24 protein-coding genes are annotated in these 21,606 nt (G+C 61.1%); 16 read left to right on the plus strand and 8 right to left on the minus strand.

What is annotated here, in order from left to right; all coding sequences use genetic code 11:
- Positions 1 to 107: 107 nt before the first annotated feature.
- From INQ47_RS11925 to pdeM, 3 genes are all read left to right on the plus strand, one after another.
- Complete coding sequence (locus tag INQ47_RS11925) at positions 108 to 1,223, plus strand: succinylglutamate desuccinylase/aspartoacylase family protein (protein WP_252458468.1); 1,116 nt, start codon at positions 108 to 110, stop codon at positions 1,221 to 1,223.
- Between the two features lie 67 nt (positions 1,224 to 1,290).
- Complete coding sequence (locus INQ47_RS11930; RefSeq protein WP_404701748.1) at positions 1,291 to 3,741, plus strand: ligase-associated DNA damage response DEXH box helicase; 2,451 nt, start codon at positions 1,291 to 1,293, stop codon at positions 3,739 to 3,741.
- Complete coding sequence (gene pdeM / locus INQ47_RS11935; RefSeq protein WP_404701749.1) at positions 3,738 to 4,388, plus strand: ligase-associated DNA damage response endonuclease PdeM; 651 nt, start codon at positions 3,738 to 3,740, stop codon at positions 4,386 to 4,388. Before INQ47_RS11930 ends, pdeM begins: the two co-directional genes overlap by 4 nt.
- Positions 4,389 to 4,394: 6 nt before the next feature.
- On the opposite strand, the gene INQ47_RS11940 is transcribed toward pdeM, so the two are convergent.
- Together INQ47_RS11940 and dcd are read right to left on the minus strand one after the other, a co-directional pair.
- Entirely contained in the window at positions 4,395 to 4,622 is a 228-nt protein-coding gene (locus INQ47_RS11940) for a hypothetical protein (protein WP_021781983.1), read from the minus strand.
- A 94-nt stretch (positions 4,623 to 4,716) separates the two neighbouring features.
- Complete coding sequence (gene dcd / locus INQ47_RS11945) at positions 4,717 to 5,283, minus strand: dCTP deaminase (RefSeq protein ID WP_404701750.1); 567 nt, start codon at positions 5,281 to 5,283, stop codon at positions 4,717 to 4,719.
- A 327-nt stretch (positions 5,284 to 5,610) separates the two neighbouring features.
- Here dcd and INQ47_RS11950 point away from each other — a divergent pair, with 327 nt between their 5' ends.
- Positions 5,611 to 5,820 (plus strand): cold-shock protein, encoded by a 210-nt coding sequence (locus INQ47_RS11950; RefSeq protein WP_003254922.1) that lies wholly within the window; start codon positions 5,611 to 5,613, stop codon positions 5,818 to 5,820.
- A 166-nt stretch (positions 5,821 to 5,986) separates the two neighbouring features.
- On the opposite strand, the gene apbC is transcribed toward INQ47_RS11950, so the two are convergent.
- Positions 5,987 to 7,081 (minus strand): iron-sulfur cluster carrier protein ApbC, encoded by a 1,095-nt coding sequence (gene apbC / locus INQ47_RS11955; protein ID WP_404701751.1) that lies wholly within the window; start codon positions 7,079 to 7,081, stop codon positions 5,987 to 5,989.
- A gap of 158 nt (positions 7,082 to 7,239) precedes the next feature.
- Between apbC and metG the strand changes: the two genes are divergently transcribed.
- The 7 genes from metG (at position 7,240) to INQ47_RS11990 (ending at position 12,941) form a co-directional block, all read left to right on the plus strand.
- On the plus strand, positions 7,240 to 9,279 hold the full coding sequence (gene metG / locus INQ47_RS11960; protein WP_252458464.1) for a methionine--tRNA ligase: 2,040 nt from the start codon (positions 7,240 to 7,242) through the stop codon (positions 9,277 to 9,279).
- 105 nt (positions 9,280 to 9,384) lie between these two features.
- The gene (locus tag INQ47_RS11965) at positions 9,385 to 9,933 is read left to right on the plus strand and encodes an Rnf-Nqr domain containing protein (RefSeq protein ID WP_404701752.1); all 549 of its coding nucleotides are present in this window, start codon (positions 9,385 to 9,387) and stop codon (positions 9,931 to 9,933) included.
- Positions 9,930 to 10,901: an RnfABCDGE type electron transport complex subunit D gene (locus tag INQ47_RS11970; protein ID WP_252458462.1), complete on the plus strand. Its 972-nt coding sequence runs from the start codon at positions 9,930 to 9,932 to the stop codon at positions 10,899 to 10,901. The genes INQ47_RS11965 and INQ47_RS11970 overlap by 4 nt, the downstream gene beginning before the upstream one ends.
- The gene (locus INQ47_RS11975) at positions 10,898 to 11,500 is read left to right on the plus strand and encodes an RnfABCDGE type electron transport complex subunit G (protein ID WP_404701753.1); all 603 of its coding nucleotides are present in this window, start codon (positions 10,898 to 10,900) and stop codon (positions 11,498 to 11,500) included. Before INQ47_RS11970 ends, INQ47_RS11975 begins: the two co-directional genes overlap by 4 nt.
- A complete protein-coding gene (locus INQ47_RS11980; RefSeq protein WP_404701754.1) occupies positions 11,493 to 12,017 on the plus strand; it encodes an Rnf-Nqr domain containing protein in 525 nt (174 codons plus the stop codon). Before INQ47_RS11975 ends, INQ47_RS11980 begins: the two co-directional genes overlap by 8 nt.
- Before the next feature lie 4 nt (positions 12,018 to 12,021).
- On the plus strand, positions 12,022 to 12,660 hold the full coding sequence (nth, locus tag INQ47_RS11985) for an endonuclease III (RefSeq protein WP_252458459.1): 639 nt from the start codon (positions 12,022 to 12,024) through the stop codon (positions 12,658 to 12,660).
- Between the two features lie 104 nt (positions 12,661 to 12,764).
- Positions 12,765 to 12,941, plus strand: coding sequence for a PA3496 family putative envelope integrity protein (locus INQ47_RS11990; RefSeq protein ID WP_003254937.1), 177 nt, complete (start codon positions 12,765 to 12,767; stop codon positions 12,939 to 12,941).
- A gap of 70 nt (positions 12,942 to 13,011) precedes the next feature.
- Here the strand turns inward: INQ47_RS11990 and INQ47_RS11995 are convergent, their stop codons facing one another.
- Complete coding sequence (locus INQ47_RS11995) at positions 13,012 to 13,635, minus strand: response regulator transcription factor (RefSeq protein ID WP_003254939.1); 624 nt, start codon at positions 13,633 to 13,635, stop codon at positions 13,012 to 13,014.
- Between the two features lie 368 nt (positions 13,636 to 14,003).
- On the opposite strand from INQ47_RS11995, the gene INQ47_RS12000 reads away from it, so the two are divergent.
- Complete coding sequence (locus INQ47_RS12000) at positions 14,004 to 14,486, plus strand: hypothetical protein (protein ID WP_404701755.1); 483 nt, start codon at positions 14,004 to 14,006, stop codon at positions 14,484 to 14,486.
- A gap of 67 nt (positions 14,487 to 14,553) precedes the next feature.
- Here the strand turns inward: INQ47_RS12000 and INQ47_RS12005 are convergent, their stop codons facing one another.
- Both INQ47_RS12005 and INQ47_RS12010 read right to left on the minus strand, forming a co-directional pair.
- Complete coding sequence (locus INQ47_RS12005; RefSeq protein ID WP_404701756.1) at positions 14,554 to 15,771, minus strand: argininosuccinate synthase; 1,218 nt, start codon at positions 15,769 to 15,771, stop codon at positions 14,554 to 14,556.
- A gap of 686 nt (positions 15,772 to 16,457) precedes the next feature.
- Positions 16,458 to 17,438: an OmpA family protein gene (locus INQ47_RS12010; protein WP_404701757.1), complete on the minus strand. Its 981-nt coding sequence runs from the start codon at positions 17,436 to 17,438 to the stop codon at positions 16,458 to 16,460.
- Positions 17,439 to 17,568: 130 nt separating this feature from the next.
- Here INQ47_RS12010 and pyrC point away from each other — a divergent pair, with 130 nt between their 5' ends.
- Together pyrC and rnt are read left to right on the plus strand one after the other, a co-directional pair.
- Positions 17,569 to 18,615 carry a dihydroorotase gene (pyrC, locus tag INQ47_RS12015; protein WP_274149019.1) on the plus strand — a complete coding sequence of 349 codons (1,047 nt, stop codon included), beginning with the start codon at positions 17,569 to 17,571 and terminating at the stop codon, positions 18,613 to 18,615.
- Between the two features lie 59 nt (positions 18,616 to 18,674).
- Positions 18,675 to 19,286, plus strand: coding sequence for a ribonuclease T (rnt, locus tag INQ47_RS12020; protein WP_010952252.1), 612 nt, complete (start codon positions 18,675 to 18,677; stop codon positions 19,284 to 19,286).
- Positions 19,287 to 19,445: 159 nt separating this feature from the next.
- Here the strand turns inward: rnt and INQ47_RS12025 are convergent, their stop codons facing one another.
- The gene (locus tag INQ47_RS12025; RefSeq protein WP_003254945.1) at positions 19,446 to 20,048 is read right to left on the minus strand and encodes a peroxiredoxin; all 603 of its coding nucleotides are present in this window, start codon (positions 20,046 to 20,048) and stop codon (positions 19,446 to 19,448) included.
- Positions 20,049 to 20,272: 224 nt separating this feature from the next.
- Between INQ47_RS12025 and INQ47_RS12030 the strand changes: the two genes are divergently transcribed.
- Both INQ47_RS12030 and bfr read left to right on the plus strand, forming a co-directional pair.
- On the plus strand, positions 20,273 to 20,491 hold the full coding sequence (locus INQ47_RS12030) for a bacterioferritin-associated ferredoxin (protein WP_003254947.1): 219 nt from the start codon (positions 20,273 to 20,275) through the stop codon (positions 20,489 to 20,491).
- Between the two features lie 200 nt (positions 20,492 to 20,691).
- Positions 20,692 to 21,165 (plus strand): bacterioferritin, encoded by a 474-nt coding sequence (bfr, locus tag INQ47_RS12035; RefSeq protein ID WP_003258014.1) that lies wholly within the window; start codon positions 20,692 to 20,694, stop codon positions 21,163 to 21,165.
- A gap of 57 nt (positions 21,166 to 21,222) precedes the next feature.
- Here the strand turns inward: bfr and grxD are convergent, their stop codons facing one another.
- A complete protein-coding gene (gene grxD / locus INQ47_RS12040) occupies positions 21,223 to 21,558 on the minus strand; it encodes a Grx4 family monothiol glutaredoxin (RefSeq protein ID WP_021781969.1) in 336 nt (111 codons plus the stop codon).
- Positions 21,559 to 21,606: the final 48 nt, after the last annotated feature.

Below are 21,606 nucleotides of genomic sequence, written 5' to 3' on the forward strand. Positions count from 1 at the left end.
TTGCGGTGTCCGTTTGCTGCAGGATGAGGCGCATTCGCTGAAACTATGCTTCTATTTTTGAGCCGACCCGTGTCGCAGACCGTTTTCGCCACGCAGCCAGGACCAACATGCACCATTCAACCCACGACCTGCTCTCCCCCGTTCCGGGCATCACCCGCCAACTGCACAGCTTCCACTTCGGCCCCCGCAGTGGTGGCAAAGTCTATATACAGGCCTCGCTACATGCCGACGAGTTGCCGGGCATGCTGGTAGCCTGGCACCTCAAGCGCCGCCTGGTCGAGCTGGAGCAGCAAGGCCGACTGCAGCGCGAGATCATTCTGGTGCCGGTGGCCAACCCGGTGGGCCTGGAGCAAGTGCTGCTGGATGCGCCATTGGGGCGCTTTGAACTGCAAAGTGGCGAGAACTTCAATCGCAACTTCGTCGACCTGTCGGACAGCATCGGCGACCAGATCGAAGAACACCTCACCCAGGACCCACAGCACAACCTTGCACTGATCCGCGAATACCTGCGCCGCGGCCTGGACGCACACCCGGCCCGCACACCCCTGCAGGCCCAGCGCCTGATACTGCAGCGCCTGGCCTGCGATGCCGATATGGTGCTGGACCTGCACTGCGACTTCGAAGCGGTCGAGCACCTGTACACCACACCCGATGCCTGGCCCCAGATCGAACCCTTGGCCCGTTACCTGGGCGCCCAGGCCAGCCTGCTGGCAACCGACTCGGGCGGGCAGTCGTTCGATGAATGCTTCAGCCTGGTCTGGTGGCAATTGCAGCAGCGTTTCGGCAAACGCTTTCCGATTCCGCTGGGCTGCTGCTCGGTAACCGTCGAGCTGCGTGGCCAGGCGGATGTTAGCCATGACCTTGCCAGCAAGGACTGCCAGGCGATTCTCGACTTCCTGACCCACGCCGGTGTCATCGAAGGCACCAGTGCCGCCCTGCCCGCACTGTTGCGCCACGCCACGCCGTTGGCCGCGGTGGAACCCGTGGCAGCGCCACTGGGTGGGTTGCTGGTTTATCACGCCAAGCCGGGCCAGCACCTGGAGGCCGGCCAATTGATCGCTGAAGTCATCGACCCGCTCAGTGACCGAGTTACCGCCCTGCGCAACAGCCAGCCGGGCCTGCTGTATGCGCGTAGCGTACGGCGCATGGCCACCGCTGGCATGGTCATTGCCCATGTGGCCGGTGAACAGGTATGCCGCAGCGGCTACCTGTTGGCCAATTGATCCGTTAAAACCATTGCAGCCGGCCTGTGGTCTGTAGAAGCACAGCCTTCGAAGGACCACCTGCCTCATGCCTGCTGCTACCGACCTCGCAAACGTCTGGTTTGCCAAGCGCGGCTGGAAGCCCTTCGCTTTCCAGCGGCGCGTATGGGCTGCCGTCGCACGGGGCGAGTCCGGTTTGCTGCATGCCAGTACCGGTGCAGGCAAGACCTACGCGGTATGGCTCGCTGCGCTACGTGCGTTCAAGGCTGAGCCGCAGGGCCGCCAGCCAGCCCCCATACAGGTGGTGTGGGTGACGCCCATGCGTGCCTTGGCCGCCGACACCGCACGCGCGTTGCAAGCGCCGCTTGATGAGCTCGAGCTGCCCTGGAGCATAGGGGTGCGCAGCGGCGACACCAACAGTGCCGAACGCGCCCGACAGGCCCGGCGGCTGCCCAGTGTGCTAATCACCACCCCTGAAAGCCTGACCCTACTGCTGACCCGGGCACAGGCACGTAAGGATTTCGCCACACTGCAACTGGTGGTAGTGGATGAATGGCACGAGCTGCTTGGCAACAAGCGCGGGGTACAACTGCAGCTGGCCTTGGCGCGCCTGCGCTATTGGCACCCTGCCCTACCGACCTGGGGCTTGTCGGCAACGCTCGGCAACCTGCAACACGCACTGGATGTCTTGCTGCCGCAGGGCGGCCTGCTGGTGCAAGGCCGGCAAGACAAGGCGCTGCAAGTCGACACACTGCTGCCAGCAGCGATCGAGCGCTTCCCTTGGGCTGGGCACATGGGCCTGAAGATGCTCGACCAAGTCAGCCATGAGATCGACGCCAGTGTCAGTAGCCTGGTGTTCACCAATACCCGTGCCCAGGCCGAAATCTGGTACCAGGCCCTGCTTGAGGCCCGCCCGGACTGGGCCGGGCTGATCGCCCTGCACCACGCCTCGCTGGCCCGCGATACCCGCGACTGGGTCGAGCGCAGCCTCAAGCAAGGCAGCCTGAAGGCGGTGATCTGCACGTCCAGCCTGGACCTGGGCGTGGACTTTCTGCCCGTGGAACGGGTGCTGCAAATCGGCTCGGCCAAGGGCATCGCCCGCCTGATGCAGCGGGCGGGTCGCTCAGGACACGCGCCTGGGCGGCGCTCCAGGGTCACCCTGGTGCCCACCCACAGCCTGGAACTGGTGGAAGCGGCGGCGGCCCGGCAGGCACTGATAGCCGGCCACATCGAAGCCCGCTTTTCACCGCGCCTGTGCATGGACGTGCTGGTACAGCATCTGGTCAGCATGGCCTTGGGCAGCGGTTTTCGCCCGGAGCAACTGCTTGCCGAAGTGCGAAGCACTTGGGCCTTTCGCGAGTTGCGCGACAACCAATGGCAATGGGCGCTGGACTTCGTCTGCCACGGCGGCAGTTCACTTACCGCCTACCCGGACTACCAGCGCGTCGAGCGTCAGGCCGACGGTGTTTATCGGGTTACCAGCGAACGCTTGGCGCGGCGCCACCGTATGGGCATCGGCACCATCGTCAGCGATGCCAACCTGCAATTGAAATACTGGAGCAAGGGCGGCGGGGGGAAAACGCTGGGCAGTGTTGAAGAAGCATTCATCGCCCGCCTGCGCCCCGGCGATACGCTGGTATTTGCCGGGCGGGTACTGGAACTGGTGCGTGTGGAAAACATGACGGCCTATGTGCGTCGCAGCACCGCGCGCAAGGCCGCTGTAGCGCGCTGGAACGGCGGGCGCATGCCGCTCTCGAGCGAACTGGCCGAGGCGCTGGTCGAGCAACTGGATGCTGCAGCCCATGAACGCTTTGACGGGCCGGAAATGCGCGCAGTACGCCCGCTGCTTGCGCTTCAGGCGCAGTGGTCAGCCTTGCCCACCACAGGCACACTGCTGGCCGAGACCTTCAAGTCCCGTCAGGGCTGGCATCTGTTCCTGTACCCCTTTGCCGGGCGCATGGCCAACCTGGGCTTGGCCAATCTGATTGCCTGGCGGGTCAGCCGCGCACAACCGCTGTCGGTGTCGATTGCCGTCAATGACTACGGATTCGAACTCCTCAGCCCTGCCAAGGTGGACTGGGCCACGCACCTGCCGCAAGCGCTCGGCACCGGGCATCTGCTGGAAGATGTGCTGGCCAGCCTGAATGCCGGGGAAATGGCACTGCGGCGCTTTCGGGAAATTGCCCAGATTGCCGGGCTGGTGTTTGGCGGCTATCCCGCCGCGCAGAAGAGTACGCGGCAAATCCAGGCCTCCAGCGGCCTGTTCTATGAGGTGTTTCGCAAACACGACGCAGGGAATTTGCTGCTTGGCCAGGCGCGGGATGAGGTATTGAGCGAAGAGCTGGAAATCGAGCGGCTACGTCGGCAATTGCTGAAAATGAGCGCGCTGCAACTGGACCTGCGGGCGTTGAAGCGGCCAGGGCCACTGGCGTTTGCCTTGCTGGTGGAAGGCATGCGCGAGACGTTGAGCACCGAGAAACTGGCAGACCGGATTGCGCGGATGGTGGCGGACCTGGAGCAAGCGGCGGACGCGGAATGAATTACCAACCCATCGAACACTGTGGTCAGGTGCTCTGGCTGCTCGCCGACAAAGCCATCTACTGGCCCGCCCGCCGGGCCCTGCTGGTGGCCGACGTGCACATTGGAAAGGCCGCCAGCTACCGCGCCCTGCATCAGCCGGTGCCACGCGGAACGACTGAAACGACACTCGCCCGTCTCGATAGACTGCTGGCCGAGCACGACTGTGAGCAACTGATCATCCTGGGCGATTTTATTCACGCCCGCACGGCCCGAGCACCAGCAACACTGGCCAAGCTGGATGATTGGCGCGAGCGACACAGAAAGCTGAAAATTGTCCTCATACGTGGCAATCATGATCGCAACGCCGGCGACCCACCTGCCTCGCTCGATATTCAGGTTATGGACGAGCCGTGGGTTCTGGAACCCTTTGCCCTGCAGCACGAGCCGCACCCCCACCGCACCCACCCGGTGCTGGCGGGCCATGTACACCCGGTGTTCGCCCTGCGAGGCAAGGCCCGCCAGCGCCTGCGCCTGCCGTGCTTCCTGATCGATGAGCAGGTCAGCCTGCTACCTGCATTCGGTGAGTTCACCGGAGGGTGGGAAATAACGCCCGCCAGCGCCAGCCGCGTGTACCTGGCTGGCGCTGACCGCGTCTGGACGCTGTAGCGACGCTCAGGCAACAGGGGCGGGAGGCGCCTCGTCCGGCAAGGTCGGCTCGCCTGGCTCCATGGGTGGCGTCTCACCGGGCTCCGGCGGTTGTGGAGTATCGGGGTCAGGTTGATGAGGCACGCCCCCCGCCTGCATGGGCAGCGGGTGCGCCAGCAGTGACCAGGGCAACAACCCTACGTGATTGGGCTGCAGGCCTGCCAGCTTGGCACTGATTGCGGGATGGAGTTTCATTGGCTGCTCCTGACGAAAGCCGATGCACATCATGCACACCGGCGTTACTTCGTTGGAGTGCCAAAGGCGCGGGTAATTCCCCGCGCTTGTCGGCTCAGGTACGCGGCAGGGTAACGCCGCGCTGGCCCTGGTATTTGCCGCCACGGTCCTTGTACGACACTTCGCACTCTTCGTCGGACTGCAAGAACAGCATCTGCGCCACGCCTTCGTTGGCGTAGATCTTCGCCGGCAGCGTGGTGGTGTTGGAGAACTCCAACGTCACGTGGCCTTCCCACTCGGGCTCGAGCGGCGTGACGTTGACGATGATGCCGCAACGGGCGTAAGTGCTCTTGCCCAGGCAAATGGTCAGCACGTCACGGGGAATACGGAAATATTCGACAGTGCGCGCCAGGGCGAAAGAGTTTGGCGGGATGATGCACACGTCGCTCTTGATATCGACGAAGCTGCCAGCATCGAAATTTTTCGGATCGACGGTAGCCGAGTTGATGTTGGTGAACACCTTGAATTCGTCGGCGCAGCGTACGTCGTAGCCATAGCTGGAGACGCCGAAGGAGATCATGCGGTTGTCCTGCTCGCCGCGCACCTGGCGCTCGACGAAGGGTTCGATCATGCCGTGTTCCTGCGCCATGCGGCGAATCCACTTGTCCGATTTGATGCTCATGGCGGGGTGTCCTGAAGAGTTGCGTGGTGAAAATCGTGATGCGCATATTACCGGTCCCGGCGCCCAGGTTAAAGTTCCATCCCTAATCCCGCGCCGGGTGGGGGCTGCAGCAGCCGCCGATCCGAATTTGCCTAAAGCGCCTTCTGACCATTGGCAGGTTGCGGAAAGTGGGGTAAGGTGTTGCCACTGTGCTGCACGTGACACCGAGAATCTCTAGTTTGATGCACGATCCTGATCGGCCCATCGCTGAATTTTCTGCTCTCTTTGCGCTCAGTCCCGGGCAGGGTTTTTCCTGACCGTTATCAAATTGTCCAAGGAGACAGAAAAATGTCCAACCGTCAATCCGGTGTTGTTAAGTGGTTCAACGACGAGAAAGGCTACGGCTTCATCACCCCTCAGTCGGGCGACGACCTGTTCGTGCACTTCAAAGCCATCCAAGCTGACGGCTTCAAAACCCTGAAAGAAGGCCAGGCTGTTACTTTCGTCGCTACCCGCGGCCAGAAAGGCATGCAGGCTGAAGAAGTTCAGATCGCCTAAGTCGATCTAGCTTCCTAGCTTTCAAAAAAACCCGCCTTCTGGCGGGTTTTTTCATGCCTGCTCGAAATAGGCGCTGGCCTCTTCGCAGGCTCGCCCGCTCCCCAGGGACTGCACAGATTTCAAGTGCGGCGCAGTCGCTGTGTGCGGGCAAACCCGGTATGACAGGTCAGTCTTCGCTGATGGTAATGCTCGGCATTGCCGGTGCCGCTGCTTCCTGCAGCACGATCCGCGCGCCCACCTGGCGGGCCAGCTCCTGGTAAACCATGGCAATCTGGCTTTCCGGCTCGGAGATCGCCGTCGGCTTGCCGCTGTCGGCCTGCTCACGGATCAGCATCGACAACGGCAGCGACGCCAGCAGGTCGACGCCATACTGACTGGCCAGTTTCTCGCCGCCACCTTCACCGAACAGGTGTTCGGCATGGCCGCAATTCGAGCAGATATGCACGGCCATGTTCTCGACCACGCCCAGCACCGGAATGTTGACCTTGCGGAACATTTCCACGCCCTTCTTGGCATCCAGCAGAGCAAGGTCCTGCGGCGTGGTGACGATCACCGAACCGACCACCGGCACCTTTTGTGCCAGGGTCAGCTGGATGTCACCGGTACCCGGTGGCATATCGATCACCAGGTAATCCAGGTCATCCCAGGCGGTCTGGGTGACCAGTTGCAGCAGCGCGCCCGACACCATCGGGCCACGCCATACCATCGGCGTGTTGTCGTCGGTGAGGAAGGCCATCGACATCACTTCCACGCCGTGGGCCTTGATCGGCACGAACCACTTCTGCTCGCGAATCTGTGGACGGGTACCCTCGGCGATGCCGAACATCACACCCTGGCTGGGGCCGTAGATATCGGCATCGAGAATACCTACCCGCGCACCTTCACGGGCGAGGGCCAAGACCAGGTTGGCAGCGGTGGTCGACTTGCCCACACCGCCCTTGCCCGAGGCCACGGCAATGATGTTCTTGACGTTGGCCATGGCTGGCACCTGGGCCTGGGCCTTGTGCGCGGCCACCACGCAATCGATCGAAACCTGGGCGCCAGTTACACCGTCGAGACTGCCAATGGCGGTCTGCAGCACCTGGGCCCAGCCGTTCTTGAACAGACCAGCGGCATAACCCAACTGCAACTGCACGCTGACCTGCCCGCCCTGGATGTCGATGGCGCGCACGCAGCCGGCGCTGACCGGGTCTTGGTTCAGGTAGGGGTCGGTGTACTGGCGAAGCACGCCTTCAACGGCGGCACGGGTGACGGCACTCATGGAGACTCCCATTGGCAAACTGAATGTAAAACAGCCGCCTATCCTAACCCGTCAATCGTCAGCAGATACGCTTGCGGGGTGAAATATCTTCGCCAGCCCTTTATAGTGGCCGATCATCCTCATTTTTACCCCGTAGCCAGATAAGTAGCCGAGCCACCATGTCCGAGCCACGCCAGATTCTCGTCACCAGCGCCCTGCCCTATGCCAATGGATCGATCCATCTCGGCCATATGCTGGAGTACATCCAGACGGACATGTGGGTGCGCTTCCAGAAGCTGCGCGGCAACCAGTGCATCTATGTCTGCGCCGATGACGCCCACGGTTCGGCCATCATGCTGCGCGCCGAAAAGGAAGGCATCACCCCAGAACAACTGATCGCCAACGTCCAGGCCGAGCACAGCAGCGATTTCGCCGACTTCCTGGTGGACTTCGACAACTTCCACTCCACCCACAGTGAAGAAAACCGCGAGCTGTCGAGCCTGATCTACTCGCGCCTGCGTGAAGCCGGGCACATCGCCACCCGTTCGGTGACCCAGTACTTCGACCCGGAAAAAGGCATGTTCCTCGCCGACCGCTTCATCAAGGGCACCTGCCCGAAGTGCGCGGCCGAAGACCAGTACGGCGACAACTGCGAAAAATGCGGCGCCACTTACGCACCTACTGAGCTGAAGAACCCCAAGTCAGCGATCTCCGGTGCCACCCCGGTACTGCGTGACTCCCAGCACTTCTTCTTCAAGCTGCCAGACTTCCAGGCCATGCTGCAGCAATGGACCCGAAGCGGCACCCTGCAGGACGCGGTAGCCAACAAGCTGGCGGAATGGCTGGATTCCGGCCTGCAGGAGTGGGATATCTCCCGCGACGCGCCGTACTTCGGCTTCGAGATACCGGGTGAGCCTGGCAAGTACTTCTACGTATGGCTGGATGCGCCGATCGGCTACATGGCCAGCTTCAAGAACCTCTGCGCACGCCGCCCGGAACTGGACTTCGACGCCTTCTGGAACGAGGGCTCCAAGGCCGAGCTGTACCACTTCATCGGCAAGGATATCGTCAACTTCCACGCCCTGTTCTGGCCAGCCATGCTCGAAGGCGCCGGCTTCCGCAAGCCGACCGCGGTCAACGTGCACGGCTACCTGACGGTCAACGGCGCCAAGATGTCCAAGTCGCGCGGCACCTTCATCAAGGCCCGCACCTATCTGGACCACCTGCAGCCGGAATACCTGCGTTACTACTATGCGGCCAAGCTGGGCCGTGGCGTCGACGACCTGGACCTGAACCTGGAAGACTTCGTGCAGAAGGTCAACTCCGACCTGGTCGGCAAGGTCGTCAACATTGCCAGCCGATGCGCCGGTTTCATCCACAAGGGCAACGAAGGCGTGATGGTAGGCGGTGATGCCGCGCCTGAGCTGACCGAAGCCTTCCTGGCTGCCGCGCCCTCCATCGCCGAAGCCTATGAGGCCCGTGATTTTGGCCGCGCCATGCGCGAAATCATGGCACTGGCCGACCGCGCCAACGCCTGGATCGCCGACAAGGCACCGTGGTCACTGGCCAAGCAGGAAGGCAAGCAGGATGAAGTCCAGGCCATCTGCGCCCAAGGCATCAACCTGTTCCGCCAGCTGGTGATCTTCCTCAAACCGGTACTTCCGGTGCTGGCTGCTGACGCCGAGGCATTCCTCAACGTGGCCCCGCTAACCTGGAACGACCACCTGACACGCCTGGAAAACCACCCGCTTAACCCGTTCAAGGCCCTGATGAGCCGTATCGAGCCAGCCAAGGTCGAAGCCATGATCGCTGCCAGCAAGGAAGATCTGCTGGCTGCCGAAGCCAAGGCCCCGGCGGGCAATGGCGAACTGACCAAGGACCCGCTGTCGGCAGAGATCGAGTTCGATACCTTCGCGGCCGTCGACCTGCGCGTGGCGCTGATCGTCAAAGCTGAAGCCGTAGCGGGTGCCGACAAGTTGCTGCAACTGACCCTGGACATTGGTGACGAGCGCCGCAATGTGTTCTCCGGCATCAAGTCGGCCTACCCAGACCCATCCAAGCTGGAAGGCCGTCTGACCATGATGGTGGCCAACCTCAAGCCACGGAAGATGCGCTTTGGCGTGTCCGAGGGCATGGTCATGGCTGCCGGCCCTGGCGGTGAAGAAATCTACCTGCTGAGCCCGGACAGCGGCGCCAAGCCAGGCCAGCGCATCAAGTAATACCCCTGCGAGCCATTGTGGGAGCGGCCTGCCCGCCCCCACAATACGCAGGCCCCTTCATGTCAAACCCGGACAATCACCCTGATTCCCGGCTATCGTCATCTCATGAATGACTACATCCTGGTCCTGATCAGCGCCGCACTGATCAATCACCTGTGCCTGCTCCGACAGCCACTCTCCGGGTTGCAACTGCAGGTGCACGGCCTGGCCTGCGCCCTGTGCATTGCACTGGGCATAATCGGCGCGCAACTGTTGGCGCACGCCGTACTTGCCCCGCTGCACATCCACGATCTTGCCCTGTTCCTGCTATTGCCTTGGCTGGCTTTGCTCGCCTGGGGCCTGCCCTGGCTACTGGCCAAGTGGCGCCCAGCCTGGCCCCTAGTGGGGTTGCCAGCGCTGCTGTTGAGCAATGCTGCCGCGCTTGGGGTGGCTCTGCAACAGGCAAGCGACGACGTCAGCTGGCCAACCACGCTACTCCAAGGCTTGCTGACGGGTGGCGGCTTCTGGCTGGCGCTGATGGTGTTCGCCGACCTGCACCAGCGCAGCGCCCACGTCGATATCCCCGACGCGCTGCGCGGCCTGCCCATCCAATTGATCGGTGCCGGGGTAATGGCCATGGCGCTTTCCGGCTTCAACGGGATGTTTGGCCAATGAGCAGTCCCGATCCGCGCCTACGCACCAGCATGGGTCTGGTCTTGCTCGCCTGCACGCCTGGACTGCTGGCGCTATTGTGGCTGCATGGCTGGGGCATGGTGCTGAACCTGTTGCTGTGTGCCAGTGCCGCGCTGCTGTGCGAAGCATTGCTGCTAGCACTACGCAATCAATCACTGAGCCAGGCGCTAAACGACGGCAGCGCACTGGTAACCGCCGTGCTACTGGCGGCCGCCCTGCCTACCCTGGGGCCATGGTGGCTGCCGGTCATCGCGGCATGTGCTGCGATCGGCATCGGCAAGCAGGCCTATGGTGGGGTCGGGCGAAATCTGTTCAATCCGGCCATGGTGGGTTACGCCTTCGTGCTGCTCAGCTTCCCGCTGCAGATGAACCATTGGCCAGGACAGGTCCCGGGCCTGCTCGACAGCTTGCAGCAGGTGTTCGCTGGGGGCGAACAGATCGATGCCTGGGCCCGTCCGACATTGCTCGACGGCCTACGCCACAACCGCAGCCTGACCATTGACGAGCTGTTTGCCAGCCATCCGGGCTTTGGCAGCATTGGTGGGGCAGGCAGCGAGTGGGTCAACCTGGCATTCCTGCTTGGCGGCCTGTTTTTGTTGCAGCGCAAGGTGATCAGTTGGCATGCACCGGCAGGTTTGCTGGCAGGGCTATTGATATTCAGCCTGTTGGGCTGGAATGGTTCCGGGTCGGACTCCAATGGCTCGCCTTTGCTGCACCTGTTTTCCGGCTCAACCATGCTGGCAGCATTCTTCATTGCGACCGAGCCAGTGTCCGGCCCCAGAAACGACTGGGCCAAGTTGTGCTTCGGCCTGGGAACAGGGCTACTCATCTACCTGATTCGTACTTGGGGCAGCTACCCGGATGGCACCGCGTTCGCTGTCCTGCTGATGAATATTTTGGCTCCGGCACTCGAGCGCATGGCTGTGCAACGTCAGCAGGCAGCCCGATGAAGCGGGGGGTGCGGGATGTGAGCCTGCTGCTGCTGACTGGAGTATTGGCGGTGTCTGCCACCCTGGCCTGGCGGCAGTGGACCAGCCCGGCCATCGCCGGCGCCGAAAAGCAGCTGCAGAGCCGCCAGCGGCTGGCCGTGCTGCCCGAAGGCAGCTACGACAACCAGCCCCTGGAAAGCCCGCTGCCAAGGCCCGCCGCACAGAGGCCCAACAGCCGTATCCTGGCAGCTTACCGCGCCACTATGGCAGGCAAGCCAAGCGCCATTGTTCTGGTCACACAGGCCCAGGGGTATGCCGGGCCGATCGTGCTGAGCGTCGCCATCGCCACAGACGGCCGGCTGATCGGCAGCCAGGTTGTCGAACAACAGGAAAGTCCCGGGCTGGGCGCTCACCTGGCTGACCCACAGCTGCAGTGGCTGAAACAGTTCGACAACCGCCATCGGGGCGATCACTGGGCGCTAAAGCGGGACCAAGGTGACTTTGACCAGTTGGCCGGCGCAACCGTGACCTCGCGAGCAGTGATCGCCGCGTTGCAGGACGCGCTAAATTATTTCGATGAGCAGCGTAGTTTATGGCTGGAGGGCGCCGCACATGACTAGGTTAGGCCTGCTGGCCATGAGCATCGCGCCCCTGTTGGGCGCCACCCGAACGCTGGGTGAAGGCGCGACCATCGGCCTGTGCGCAGTGGTGATGGGATGCCTGCACCAACTGTTGCTGTCCCCCCTGCGTAAACGCGTCGCCAGCTGGACATATGTACTGGCCAGCCTGCTGCTGCTGGCAGCCCTGGCCAGCTGCCTGCAGTTGGCCTTGCGGGCCTGGCTGCTACCATTGGCCATTGCCCTGGGTCACTATCCCGCATTGTTGTGCCTGCAATGCCTGGCCAGTGACCACCTGCTGCCTGACCAACGCCGCTGGCACGTGCTCGCAAAGCACCTCGGCGCTGTCTTTGCCAGTTGCCTGCTGCTGGGCGCCAGCCGCCAATGGCTGGCTGACCATACCGAGCTGCACCTGGCCAGCCTCGCCCCTGGTGCGCTACTGCTGCTGGGACTGCTGTTGGCCTTGTACAATCGCTTGCGTCCGGGCCCTGCCCACCCAAATCGTCAAGGAAAACCCTGATTTCATGAATGCCGCCAAACGCCTGGAGATTTTTCGCAGGCTGCACGAAGACAACCCCGACCCAAAGACCGAACTGGCCTACACGACCCCGTTTGAACTGCTGGTCGCCGTGACACTGTCCGCGCAATCCACCGACGTCGGCGTCAACAAGGCCACTGCCCGCCTGTTCCCCGTCGCCAACACCCCCGAGGCCATCTATGCCCTGGGCGTTGAAGGCCTTAGCGAATACATCAAGACCATCGGGCTTTACAACAGCAAGGCAAAGAATGTCATAGAAGCGTGCCGGCTGCTGATCGAGCACCACGACAGCCAGGTACCGCAAACCCGCGAAGCGTTGGAGGCGCTGCCCGGCGTCGGCCGTAAAACCGCCAACGTGGTGCTAAACACGGCGTTTCGCCAGCCGGCGATGGCAGTGGATACCCATATCTTCCGGGTGAGCAACCGCACGGGTATCGCGCCAGGTAAAACGGTGCTGGAAGTTGAAAAGAAACTGCTCAAGTTCGTACCAAAGGATTACCTGCTCGACGCCCACCACTGGCTGATTCTGCACGGGCGCTATGTGTGCCAGGCGCGCAAGCCACGGTGCGGCAGCTGCAGGATCGAAGATTTGTGCGAGTACAAGCACAAAACCTCCGACGATTGAGCCGACAGACAAAAACCAATCACATCGATTGAAAAAATCTTTTTTACCAGCGTCTGCTTTCTGGTTATAAGGTCGGCCAATGGCCCTTTGGCTTGGAGCGACTCATGAGTACCGATAAAGACGACCTGTCGATCGATGATGATTTTGTTGCCGCAGACGATGACGCGGAACCACAGGTTGAAACCGCAAAGACCAACCTGAGCAAACGCCGCACCATCGACAACATGCTGGAAGAACGGCGCCTGCAAAAGCAACTGGCCGACTTCGATTACGACCTGTAGTTCTGGTCCTGTAGTGATGAATCGTTAGCCTTGGCAAAGCCTCCTGGGTGGAGGCTTCAAGGCCTGGCGATCAGTTCAGACCTTGCCGTTGCGCCAGCTCGATCAGGTCAACCAGTGAGCGTGCATTTAGCTTGAGCAAGAGCCGCGACTTGTAGGTACTGACCGTCTTGTTACTGAGGTACATGCTGTCGGCAATCTCCTTGTTCGAACGCCCTCGCGCCAGTTGTTGCAGCACCGTCATCTCTCGCGCAGAAAGGCGATTCACCATATCCGTCTCGCTGCCTGCGCCCCTGCCACGTGACGCATGCAAGGCCTGGTTGGGGAAGTAGCTGTAACCCGACAACACAGCCTTGATAGCGCTAAGCAGCTCGGTAAGCTCCTGCTGCTTGCACACGTAACCCGCCGCCCCCGCCTGCATGCAGCGCATCGAAAAGTTGCCGGGGGCCTGCGATGTCAGCACCAGCACCTTGCTACCCGGGCTGAATGTCGCCATGCGGGCGATTACCTCCAGGCCATCCAGTTTCGGGATGCCGATATCCAGCACCACAATATCCGGCAGGTGTTGCCGTGTCAGCTGCAGCGCAGCCACCCCATTGTCAGTCTCCGCCACAACGTCATACCCATGCCGCTCCATCAGCATGCGTACGGCCAGGCGTATGACCGGATGATCATCCACGATAAGCACTTTATTCATGCGATATCCATACATTGTTGTTGCTTTGGCACGCCACGATAACCGACAGGACGCTGGCTGGCGCGGCGATTTACCAGTGAAAGCCATCGACAGACAAAACCTACAGGACTTACAGAAACTTCCTACACACTACAACTAAGGTTGTAACAAACAAATTACTTATTACCGGGAGAAACGGTAGCACCCAGTGACATAAACGCACCAGTTGAATACTGATCTTCAACAGAGGAGAACTTCCGACTCGAACACGCTGAAAAAGCCACGCAACCAGGCCCTTTGACGATCATTCCTCCCCCGGGAAACAATCCAGCCTTTAGTTGAGTACAGCAGTAAGGTAAAGATGGGCAAAACCGCTGGAGACGGCCCATATGACCCAAGCACAACCTGTCGCCCCGCTGACGATCATTGCCATCTTCGCGGGGATTATCGAAGCCTCCGCCCTTGCCACACTGCCATTTCTCGGCGAGTCCAGCCAAAAGCTCTACACCTGGTTCCTGGTAGGCTTTCCATTCTTTCTGACGGCACTGTTTTTTCTGACGCTCAACTTCAATTACAAGTCGTTCTACAACCCGCTACCCAACAGCACAGCACACGCCAACACGCCAGCACTGAGCAGTGTGGCCACACCTGCTATTACCAACGATGCCCGCGAGGCGGTAAAGGGCGAGCCTGTCACATTCATGTTCTCCGGCCCCGACGCCTGCCGCATGATGGAACAACAACTCTTGCACGCACTTGCCCACCCACCCGAGCCAGCGCGCGTCTGGCGCTTTTGTAACCTGGATAGACGTCAATGTGCGCAGCTTTCGATCAGCCCACTTGAGAGCGGTGATGTGAACCATCAAAGTTGATCGACCCGCCTTTGCGCAGGCATAAAAAAACCCCGGACTGAGCCGGGGTTTTCGCACACACCAGTAATCAGAGCAGCGAACGGCCCTTGTTGGCGGCAATGCGCATACGCAGTGCGTTGAGCTTGATGAAGCCAGCAGCATCTTCCTGGTTGTAAGCACCACCATCTTCTTCAAAAGTGGCGATGTTGGCATCGAACAGCGAATCGTCCGACTTGCGGCCAACCACGGTCACATTGCCTTTGTACAGCTTCAGGCGCACCACACCATTCACGTTCACCTGCGAAGCATCGATCATCTGCTGCAGCATAAGACGCTCCGGGCTCCACCAGTAGCCGGTGTAGATCAGGCTGGCATACTTGGGCATCAGCTCATCTTTCAGGTGAGCGACTTCGCGGTCCAGGGTGATCGACTCGATGGCACGGTGGGCCTTGAGCATGATGGTACCGCCAGGCGTTTCGTAGCAACCGCGCGACTTCATGCCGACGTAACGGTTTTCGACGATGTCCAGGCGGCCGATGCCGTTGGCACCACCGATACGGTTCAGGTCGGCCAGAACGGTGGCCGGGGATTTCTCGACGCCGTCGATGGCAACGATGTCACCACTGCGGTAGGTCAGCTCGATGTAGGTAGCCTGGTCCGGGGCGCTCTCAGGCGAGACACTCCAGCGCCACATGTCTTCTTCGTGCTCGGTCCAGGTATCTTCCAGGACACCGCCTTCATAGGAGATGTGCAGCAAGTTGGCGTCCATCGAGTACGGCGACTTCTTCTTGCCGTGGCGCTCGATCGGGATGCCGTGCTTCTCGGCGTAGTCCATCAGCTTTTCGCGCGACAGCAGGTCCCACTCGCGCCATGGGGCGATGACCTTGACGCCTGGCTTCAGGGCATAGGCACCCAGCTCGAAGCGCACCTGGTCGTTACCTTTGCCGGTGGCACCATGGGAAATGGCGTCGGCGCCGGTTTCGTTGGCGATTTCGATCAGACGCTTGGCAATCAGCGGACGGGCGATGGAAGTACCCAGCAGGTACTCGCCTTCGTAGACGGTGTTGGCGCGGAACATCGGGAACACGAAATCACGCACGAACTCTTCGCGCAGGTCGTCGATGTAGATCTCTTTAACGCCCATTGCCTGGGCCTTGGCACGAGCCGGTTCGACCTCTTCGCCCTGACCCAGGTCAGCGGTGAAGGTCACCACTTCGCAGTTGTAGGTATCCTGCAGCCACTTGAGAATCACCGAAGTATCAAGGCCGCCGGAATACGCCAGTACGACCTTTTTTACGTCCGCCATGCCATCACTCCACGGGGTTGTACGGAAAGGCACCGATTCTACCGGCGTTGCGGATAAATTTACAGTGGGGCGACAGCTTCTGACGACAAAGCGACAGGAACTTTCGTAAGGGCGACGGGCGGTCGGTTGCGGGATGTGGCATGAGGACCATGGAGGGGCGTCGAGCCTCAGCGTGCATGCCTTGAGGAGTTCAGCGCCTGTGAGATCGAGCGCCGCCAGGTGTCCGCCTCGACACATTCTGCGCCTGTGAGATCGAGCGCCGCCAGGTGTCCGCCTCGACGCATTCTGCGCCTGTGAGATCGAGCGCCGCCAGGTGTCCGCCTCGACACATTCTGCACCTGTGAGATCGAGCGCCGCCAGGTGTCCGCCTCGACGCATTCTGCGCCTGTGAGATCGAGCGCCGCCCGCGCGGCGCTTCGCGGGTAAACCCGCTCCTACGTTTGTTTCGGGCCATTTATGCCTGTGGGATTCGCGCGCGAACGCCTTGGTGCCTATCTCGATATCGCGTCGTACCAACAAGGCGGTCGCGCGCGCCAGGCACAGGATGGACTGGCCCGAAACAAACGTAGGAGCGGGTTTACCCGCGAAGCGCCGCGCGGGCGGCGCTCGATCTCACAGGCGCTGAAAATGTTGTGACAACCCCCTGGTGGCCTTGATGCGAACCCACGACATGCACCGACCAGATCTCAGGGCGCCTTCGCCCCCGGGACGCCCGAGGCAGGTGCAGCAGCCGGACCCGCTGGAACAGGCCCTGATACCGGTGCAACAGCCGGCGCCGCTTGCTCAACCGGCCTTTCCACCGCTTTTTCAACCACCGCCACCCGATCCAGCTCGATATTCACCCGCCGATTACGCGCCCGGTTCGACGCACTGTTGTTCTTCGCCAGCGGATAACGCTCGCCATGGAAGCGCACAGTAATCTGCTCTTGCGGCACACCGTGAGCCTTGAAGTAATCGGCCACGGCCAATGCGCGACGGCGCGACAGGTCGCGGTTGGTCAGGCGGTTGCCACTGTTGTCGGAGTGGCCGTTGAGCTCGATATGGTTAACCGTGGGGTCGGCCTTCAGGTAGTCGACAATCACCGCCAGCCGCGCCTTGGCTGCTGCATCCAGCTCGAAACCGCCCCCAGGGAAGCCCACTTGAGTCTGGCGCACCTGGTCATAGTTCATCGGCAACAGCTTGCCCGCACAGACCTGATAGTCATTGTAGGCTTTGGCGAAGCTGACCGGCAGCACACGCACCTCCATCGGCCTGCCCGCCTCACCGGTGTAGTTGCGCACGACTGTGCTACGCCCGTCGAGCAAACCGTTGATCAGCCGGCTGGCCTGCCCTTGGGAGGAGCTGAACAGCACTCCGCTGCGGGCCATACGCACATGGCCCAGGTTGATATCGCCACGCCCAGGTTGCCAAGGCGCTGCCGCAGCCAACAGGCTGGCGGTGCCGGCACCCAGTACGTTGCTGTCCGAACGCAGCTGGAACACCGGCTGCTCGCCTGCCCGGCGCACGAACGTACCGCTGCCGAAACCTTCGATCGGTTGGCTCAGACGGCATTCGAACTGGTCACCCTCGACCTTCCAGGCAATGTTCTCCATGCGCGTCTGGAAAGTCAGTGCGCCGGCCGGCAAGCTGGCGAACAGGGTCAACAGGGCTAGGTAACGCTGGCGCACGGGCGGCTCCACTATTTCTGACGGCTTACCAGCAGGCTATCGGACGCCGCGCGGAAAACTTGATAGCCGTGCTCGCCCCAGGGTTTTCCGGTAGGATTGGGGCTTGAGTTCGACCCGCCTGGAATCCCCAATGTCCGATCGCCTGACCCTCCTGCGCCCCGACGACTGGCACATCCATCTGCGCGATGGTGCCGTCCTGCCCCACACCGTTGGCGACGTGGCGCGTACCTTCGCCCGTGCCATCATCATGCCCAACCTCGTGCCGCCGGTGCGCAATGCCACCGAGGCCGGCGCCTACCGGGAGCGCATTCTGGCTGCCCGCCCGGCCGGCAGCCGCTTCGAGCCGCTGATGGTGCTGTACCTCACCGACAACATCAGCCCCGAGGACGTCCGCGCGGCCAAGGCCAGCGGTTTCGTATACGCCGCCAAGCTGTACCCGGCCGGCGCCACCACCAACTCCGATTCCGGCGTGACCAGCATCGACAACATCTTCCCGGCCATAGAGGCACTGGCGGAAGTGGGCATGCCGCTGCTGGTGCATGGCGAAGTGACCCGCAGCGAGATCGACGTGTTCGACCGCGAGAAGCGCTTCATCGACGAGCACTTGCGCCGTGTGGTCGAGCGCTTCCCGACGCTGAAAGTGGTGTTCGAACACATCACCACCAGCGACGCCGCGCAGTTCGTCACCGAGGCTCCGGCCAACGTGGGTGCGACCATCACCGCCCAGCACCTGCTGTACAACCGCAACCACATGCTGGTTGGCGGCATTCGTCCGCACTTCTACTGCCTGCCGATCCTCAAGCGCAATACCCACCAGGTGGCCTTGCTGGACGCCGCCACCAGCGGCAACCCGAAGTTCTTCCTCGGCACCGACTCGGCACCTCATGCCCGTCACGCCAAGGAAGCAGCCTGCGGTTGCGCAGGTTGCTACACCGCCTATGCGGCCATCGAGATGTACGCCGAAGCGTTCGAACAGCGTAACGCGCTGGACAAGCTGGAAGGCTTCGCCAGCCTGCACGGCCCGGCCTTCTATGGCCTGCCGGCGAACACCGACACCATTACCCTGGTCCGCGAAGAATGGACCGCTCCGGAAAGCCTGCCATTTGGCGAGCAAACCGTAGTCCCGCTGCGCGCTGGCGAAAAACTGCGCTGGCGCCTGCTGGAGGCAAACGCGTGAGCGAAGACCTTTACGAAGACGATCTGGAAACCCAAGGCAGCAGCGGTCCTCGCCACCCGATGGCCGAGCGCTTCCGCGGCTATCTGCCGGTCGTGGTGGATGTTGAAACCGGTGGTTTCAACAGCGCTACCGATGCGTTGCTGGAAATTGCCGCTGTCACCATCGGCATGGACGAGAAAGGCTTCCTGTTCCCCGAACATACCTACTTCCACCGAGTAGAGCCGTTCGAGGGCGCCAACATCGAGCCAGCCGCGCTTGAGTTCACCGGGATCAAGCTGGACCACCCGCTACGCATGGCAGTCAGCGAGGAAAGCGCGATGACCGACATATTCCGCGGCGTGCGCAAGGCCCTCAAGGCCAACGGCTGCAAGCGGGCGATTCTGGTCGGCCACAACAGCAGCTTCGACCTGGGCTTCCTCAACGCGGCAGTGGCGCGCAATGACCTGAAGCGCAACCCGTTCCACCCGTTCTCCAGCTTCGACACCGCCACCCTGGCGGGCTTGGCGTATGGCCAGACCGTGCTGGCGCGGGCCTGTCAGAGCGCCGACATCGACTTCGACGGGCGTGAGGCGCACTCGGCACGTTACGACACCGAGAAAACCGCTGAGCTGTTCTGCGGCATCGTCAACCGCTGGAAAGAAATGGGCGGCTGGCGCGATTTCAACGACTGATCTGCCAAAAGCATTCGCGGGCACGCCCGCTCCCACAGGTTAACCTTTGCCTTCAGGCATGCAGAGAATCTGTGGGGGCGGGAGCGCCCGCGAAGATGCCGGCACAGGAAGGCATAAAAAAACCGGCCACGAAGGCCGGTTTTTTTATGCACGCAGCAATTACAGCTTGCCAGCGTTCTCGCTCAGGTAGGCAGCAACGCCTTCAGGCGAAGCGTTCATGCCCTTGTCGCCTTTTTTCCAGTTGGCAGGGCAGACTTCGCCGTGCTCTTCGTGGAACTGCAGAGCGTCGACCAGACGCAGCAGCTCGTCCATGTTACGGCCCAGTGGCAGGTCGTTGACGATCTGCGAACGGACAACACCATTGGTATCGATCAGGAAGGCGCCACGGAAGGCCACGCCGCCTTCGGACTCGACGTCGTAGGCTTTGCAGATTTCGTGGGTCATGTCGGCAGCCAGGGTGTACTTCACCTGACCGATACCGCCGTTGTTGACCGGGGTGTTACGCCAGGCGTTGTGGGTGAAGTGCGAGTCGATCGACACGCCGATCACTTCAACGTTGCGCGCCTGGAAGTCAGGGATGCGGTTGTCCAGGGCGATCAGCTCGGACGGGCAGACGAAGGTGAAGTCCAGCGGGTAGAAGAACACCAGGCCGTACTTGCCCTTGATGGCCGAGGCCAGGTTGAAGCTATCGACGATCTCGCCATTGCCCAGCACGGCCGGAACGGTGAAATCGGGGGCTTTCTTACCAACGAGTACGCTCATTGTAATCTCCTGATGAGGGTGAAAAACCGTTTGCCGGGCCAGACGGGCTTGCCCGACATCCAACAAAGGCCGACCATCATACACGGCTTCTCATGACAGGCCGACTCCGTCGACAAAGCGACCGCCGGTCGCTCAAGCACACCCCTCTCAGAAAGATCTTTGACAAGCATTCTCATTAACATTAAGCTCCAACCCATCGACCCAACCAGCGATGGTCAGCCCTTATGTATGTGTGTCTTTGTGTCGGCGTTACCGACGGACAGATCCGCGATGCGATCTATGAAGGATGCTGCAGTTACAAAGAAGTGCGAGCCGCGACCAATGTCGCCAGCCAGTGCGGCAAATGCGCCTGCGTGGCCAAGCAGGTGGTCCGCGAGACCCTGACCGAACTTCAGGTCAGCCAGGCAGCCCTGCCCTACCCCGTCGAATTTACCGCTGCCTGAACCCAGAATTTCAAGAACCGGACCTGGCGTCCGGTTTTTTTATGCCTGAAATTCAACAAGTTAGCGTTACAACGCGGTTCACAAACATTCTTATTCCTATTAATTTTCACTTATTATTCAAGAACTTAGGTTTGACACACCTAAGTATCGGGCTCAAACTTCACTGGATTGACACACTTCTACAGGGCAGGAACCCCGACATGAAAGGCGACGTAAGCGTCATCCAGCATCTCAACAAGATCCTCGGAAACGAGCTGGTCGCGATCAACCAGTACTTCCTGCACGCACGCATGTACGAAGATTGGGGGCTGAACAAACTCGGCAAGCACGAGTACAAAGAATCCATCGATGAAATGAAGCACGCTGACAAACTGATCAAGCGTATTTTGTTCCTCGAAGGTATTCCTAACGTTCAGGACCTGGGCAAACTGCTGATCGGCGAGCACACCAAGGAAATGCTCGAGTGCGATCTGAAGATCGAGCAGAAAGGCCTGGTCGACCTGAAGGCAGCCATCGCCCATTGTGAAACTGCTGGCGACTTCGGCTCGCGTGACATGCTCGAAGATATCCTCGAGTCCGAGGAAGAACACATCGACTGGCTGGAAACCCAACTGGGGCTGATCGACAAGATCGGTATCGAGAACTACCTGCAGTCGCAGATGGGCGAAGAGTAATTATTCGCCCCATAAAAAAACCCGCGATCAGCGGGTTTTTTTATGCTTGCCGGTAGATCAGGCTTCAGAAGCCTTGGCCTTGGCAGCCGCTTCCTTGATCAGGGTTTGCAGCTCACCGTTCTCGAACATTTCCAGCATGATGTCGCTGCCGCCAACCAGCTCACCGGCTACCCACAACTGCGGGAAAGTCGGCCAGTTGGCGTATTTTGGCAGGTTGGCGCGAATTTCCGGGTTCTGCAGGATGTCGACGTAGGCGAACTTTTCGCCACAACCCATCACGGCCTGCGATGCACGCGCAGAGAAGCCGCACTGCGGGGCATTCGGCGAGCCTTTCATGTAAAGCAGAATGGTGTTGTTGGCAATCTGCTCTTTGATCGTTTCGATGATATCCATGTAGCACCTCGGCTGAACTATCCGACACAGTCGTCGGCACGGTGTCGC

This window comes from Pseudomonas sp. 3HC3, assembly GCF_044904505.1.
GTDB classification, from domain to species: domain Bacteria; phylum Pseudomonadota; class Gammaproteobacteria; order Pseudomonadales; family Pseudomonadaceae; genus Aquipseudomonas; species Aquipseudomonas putida_Y.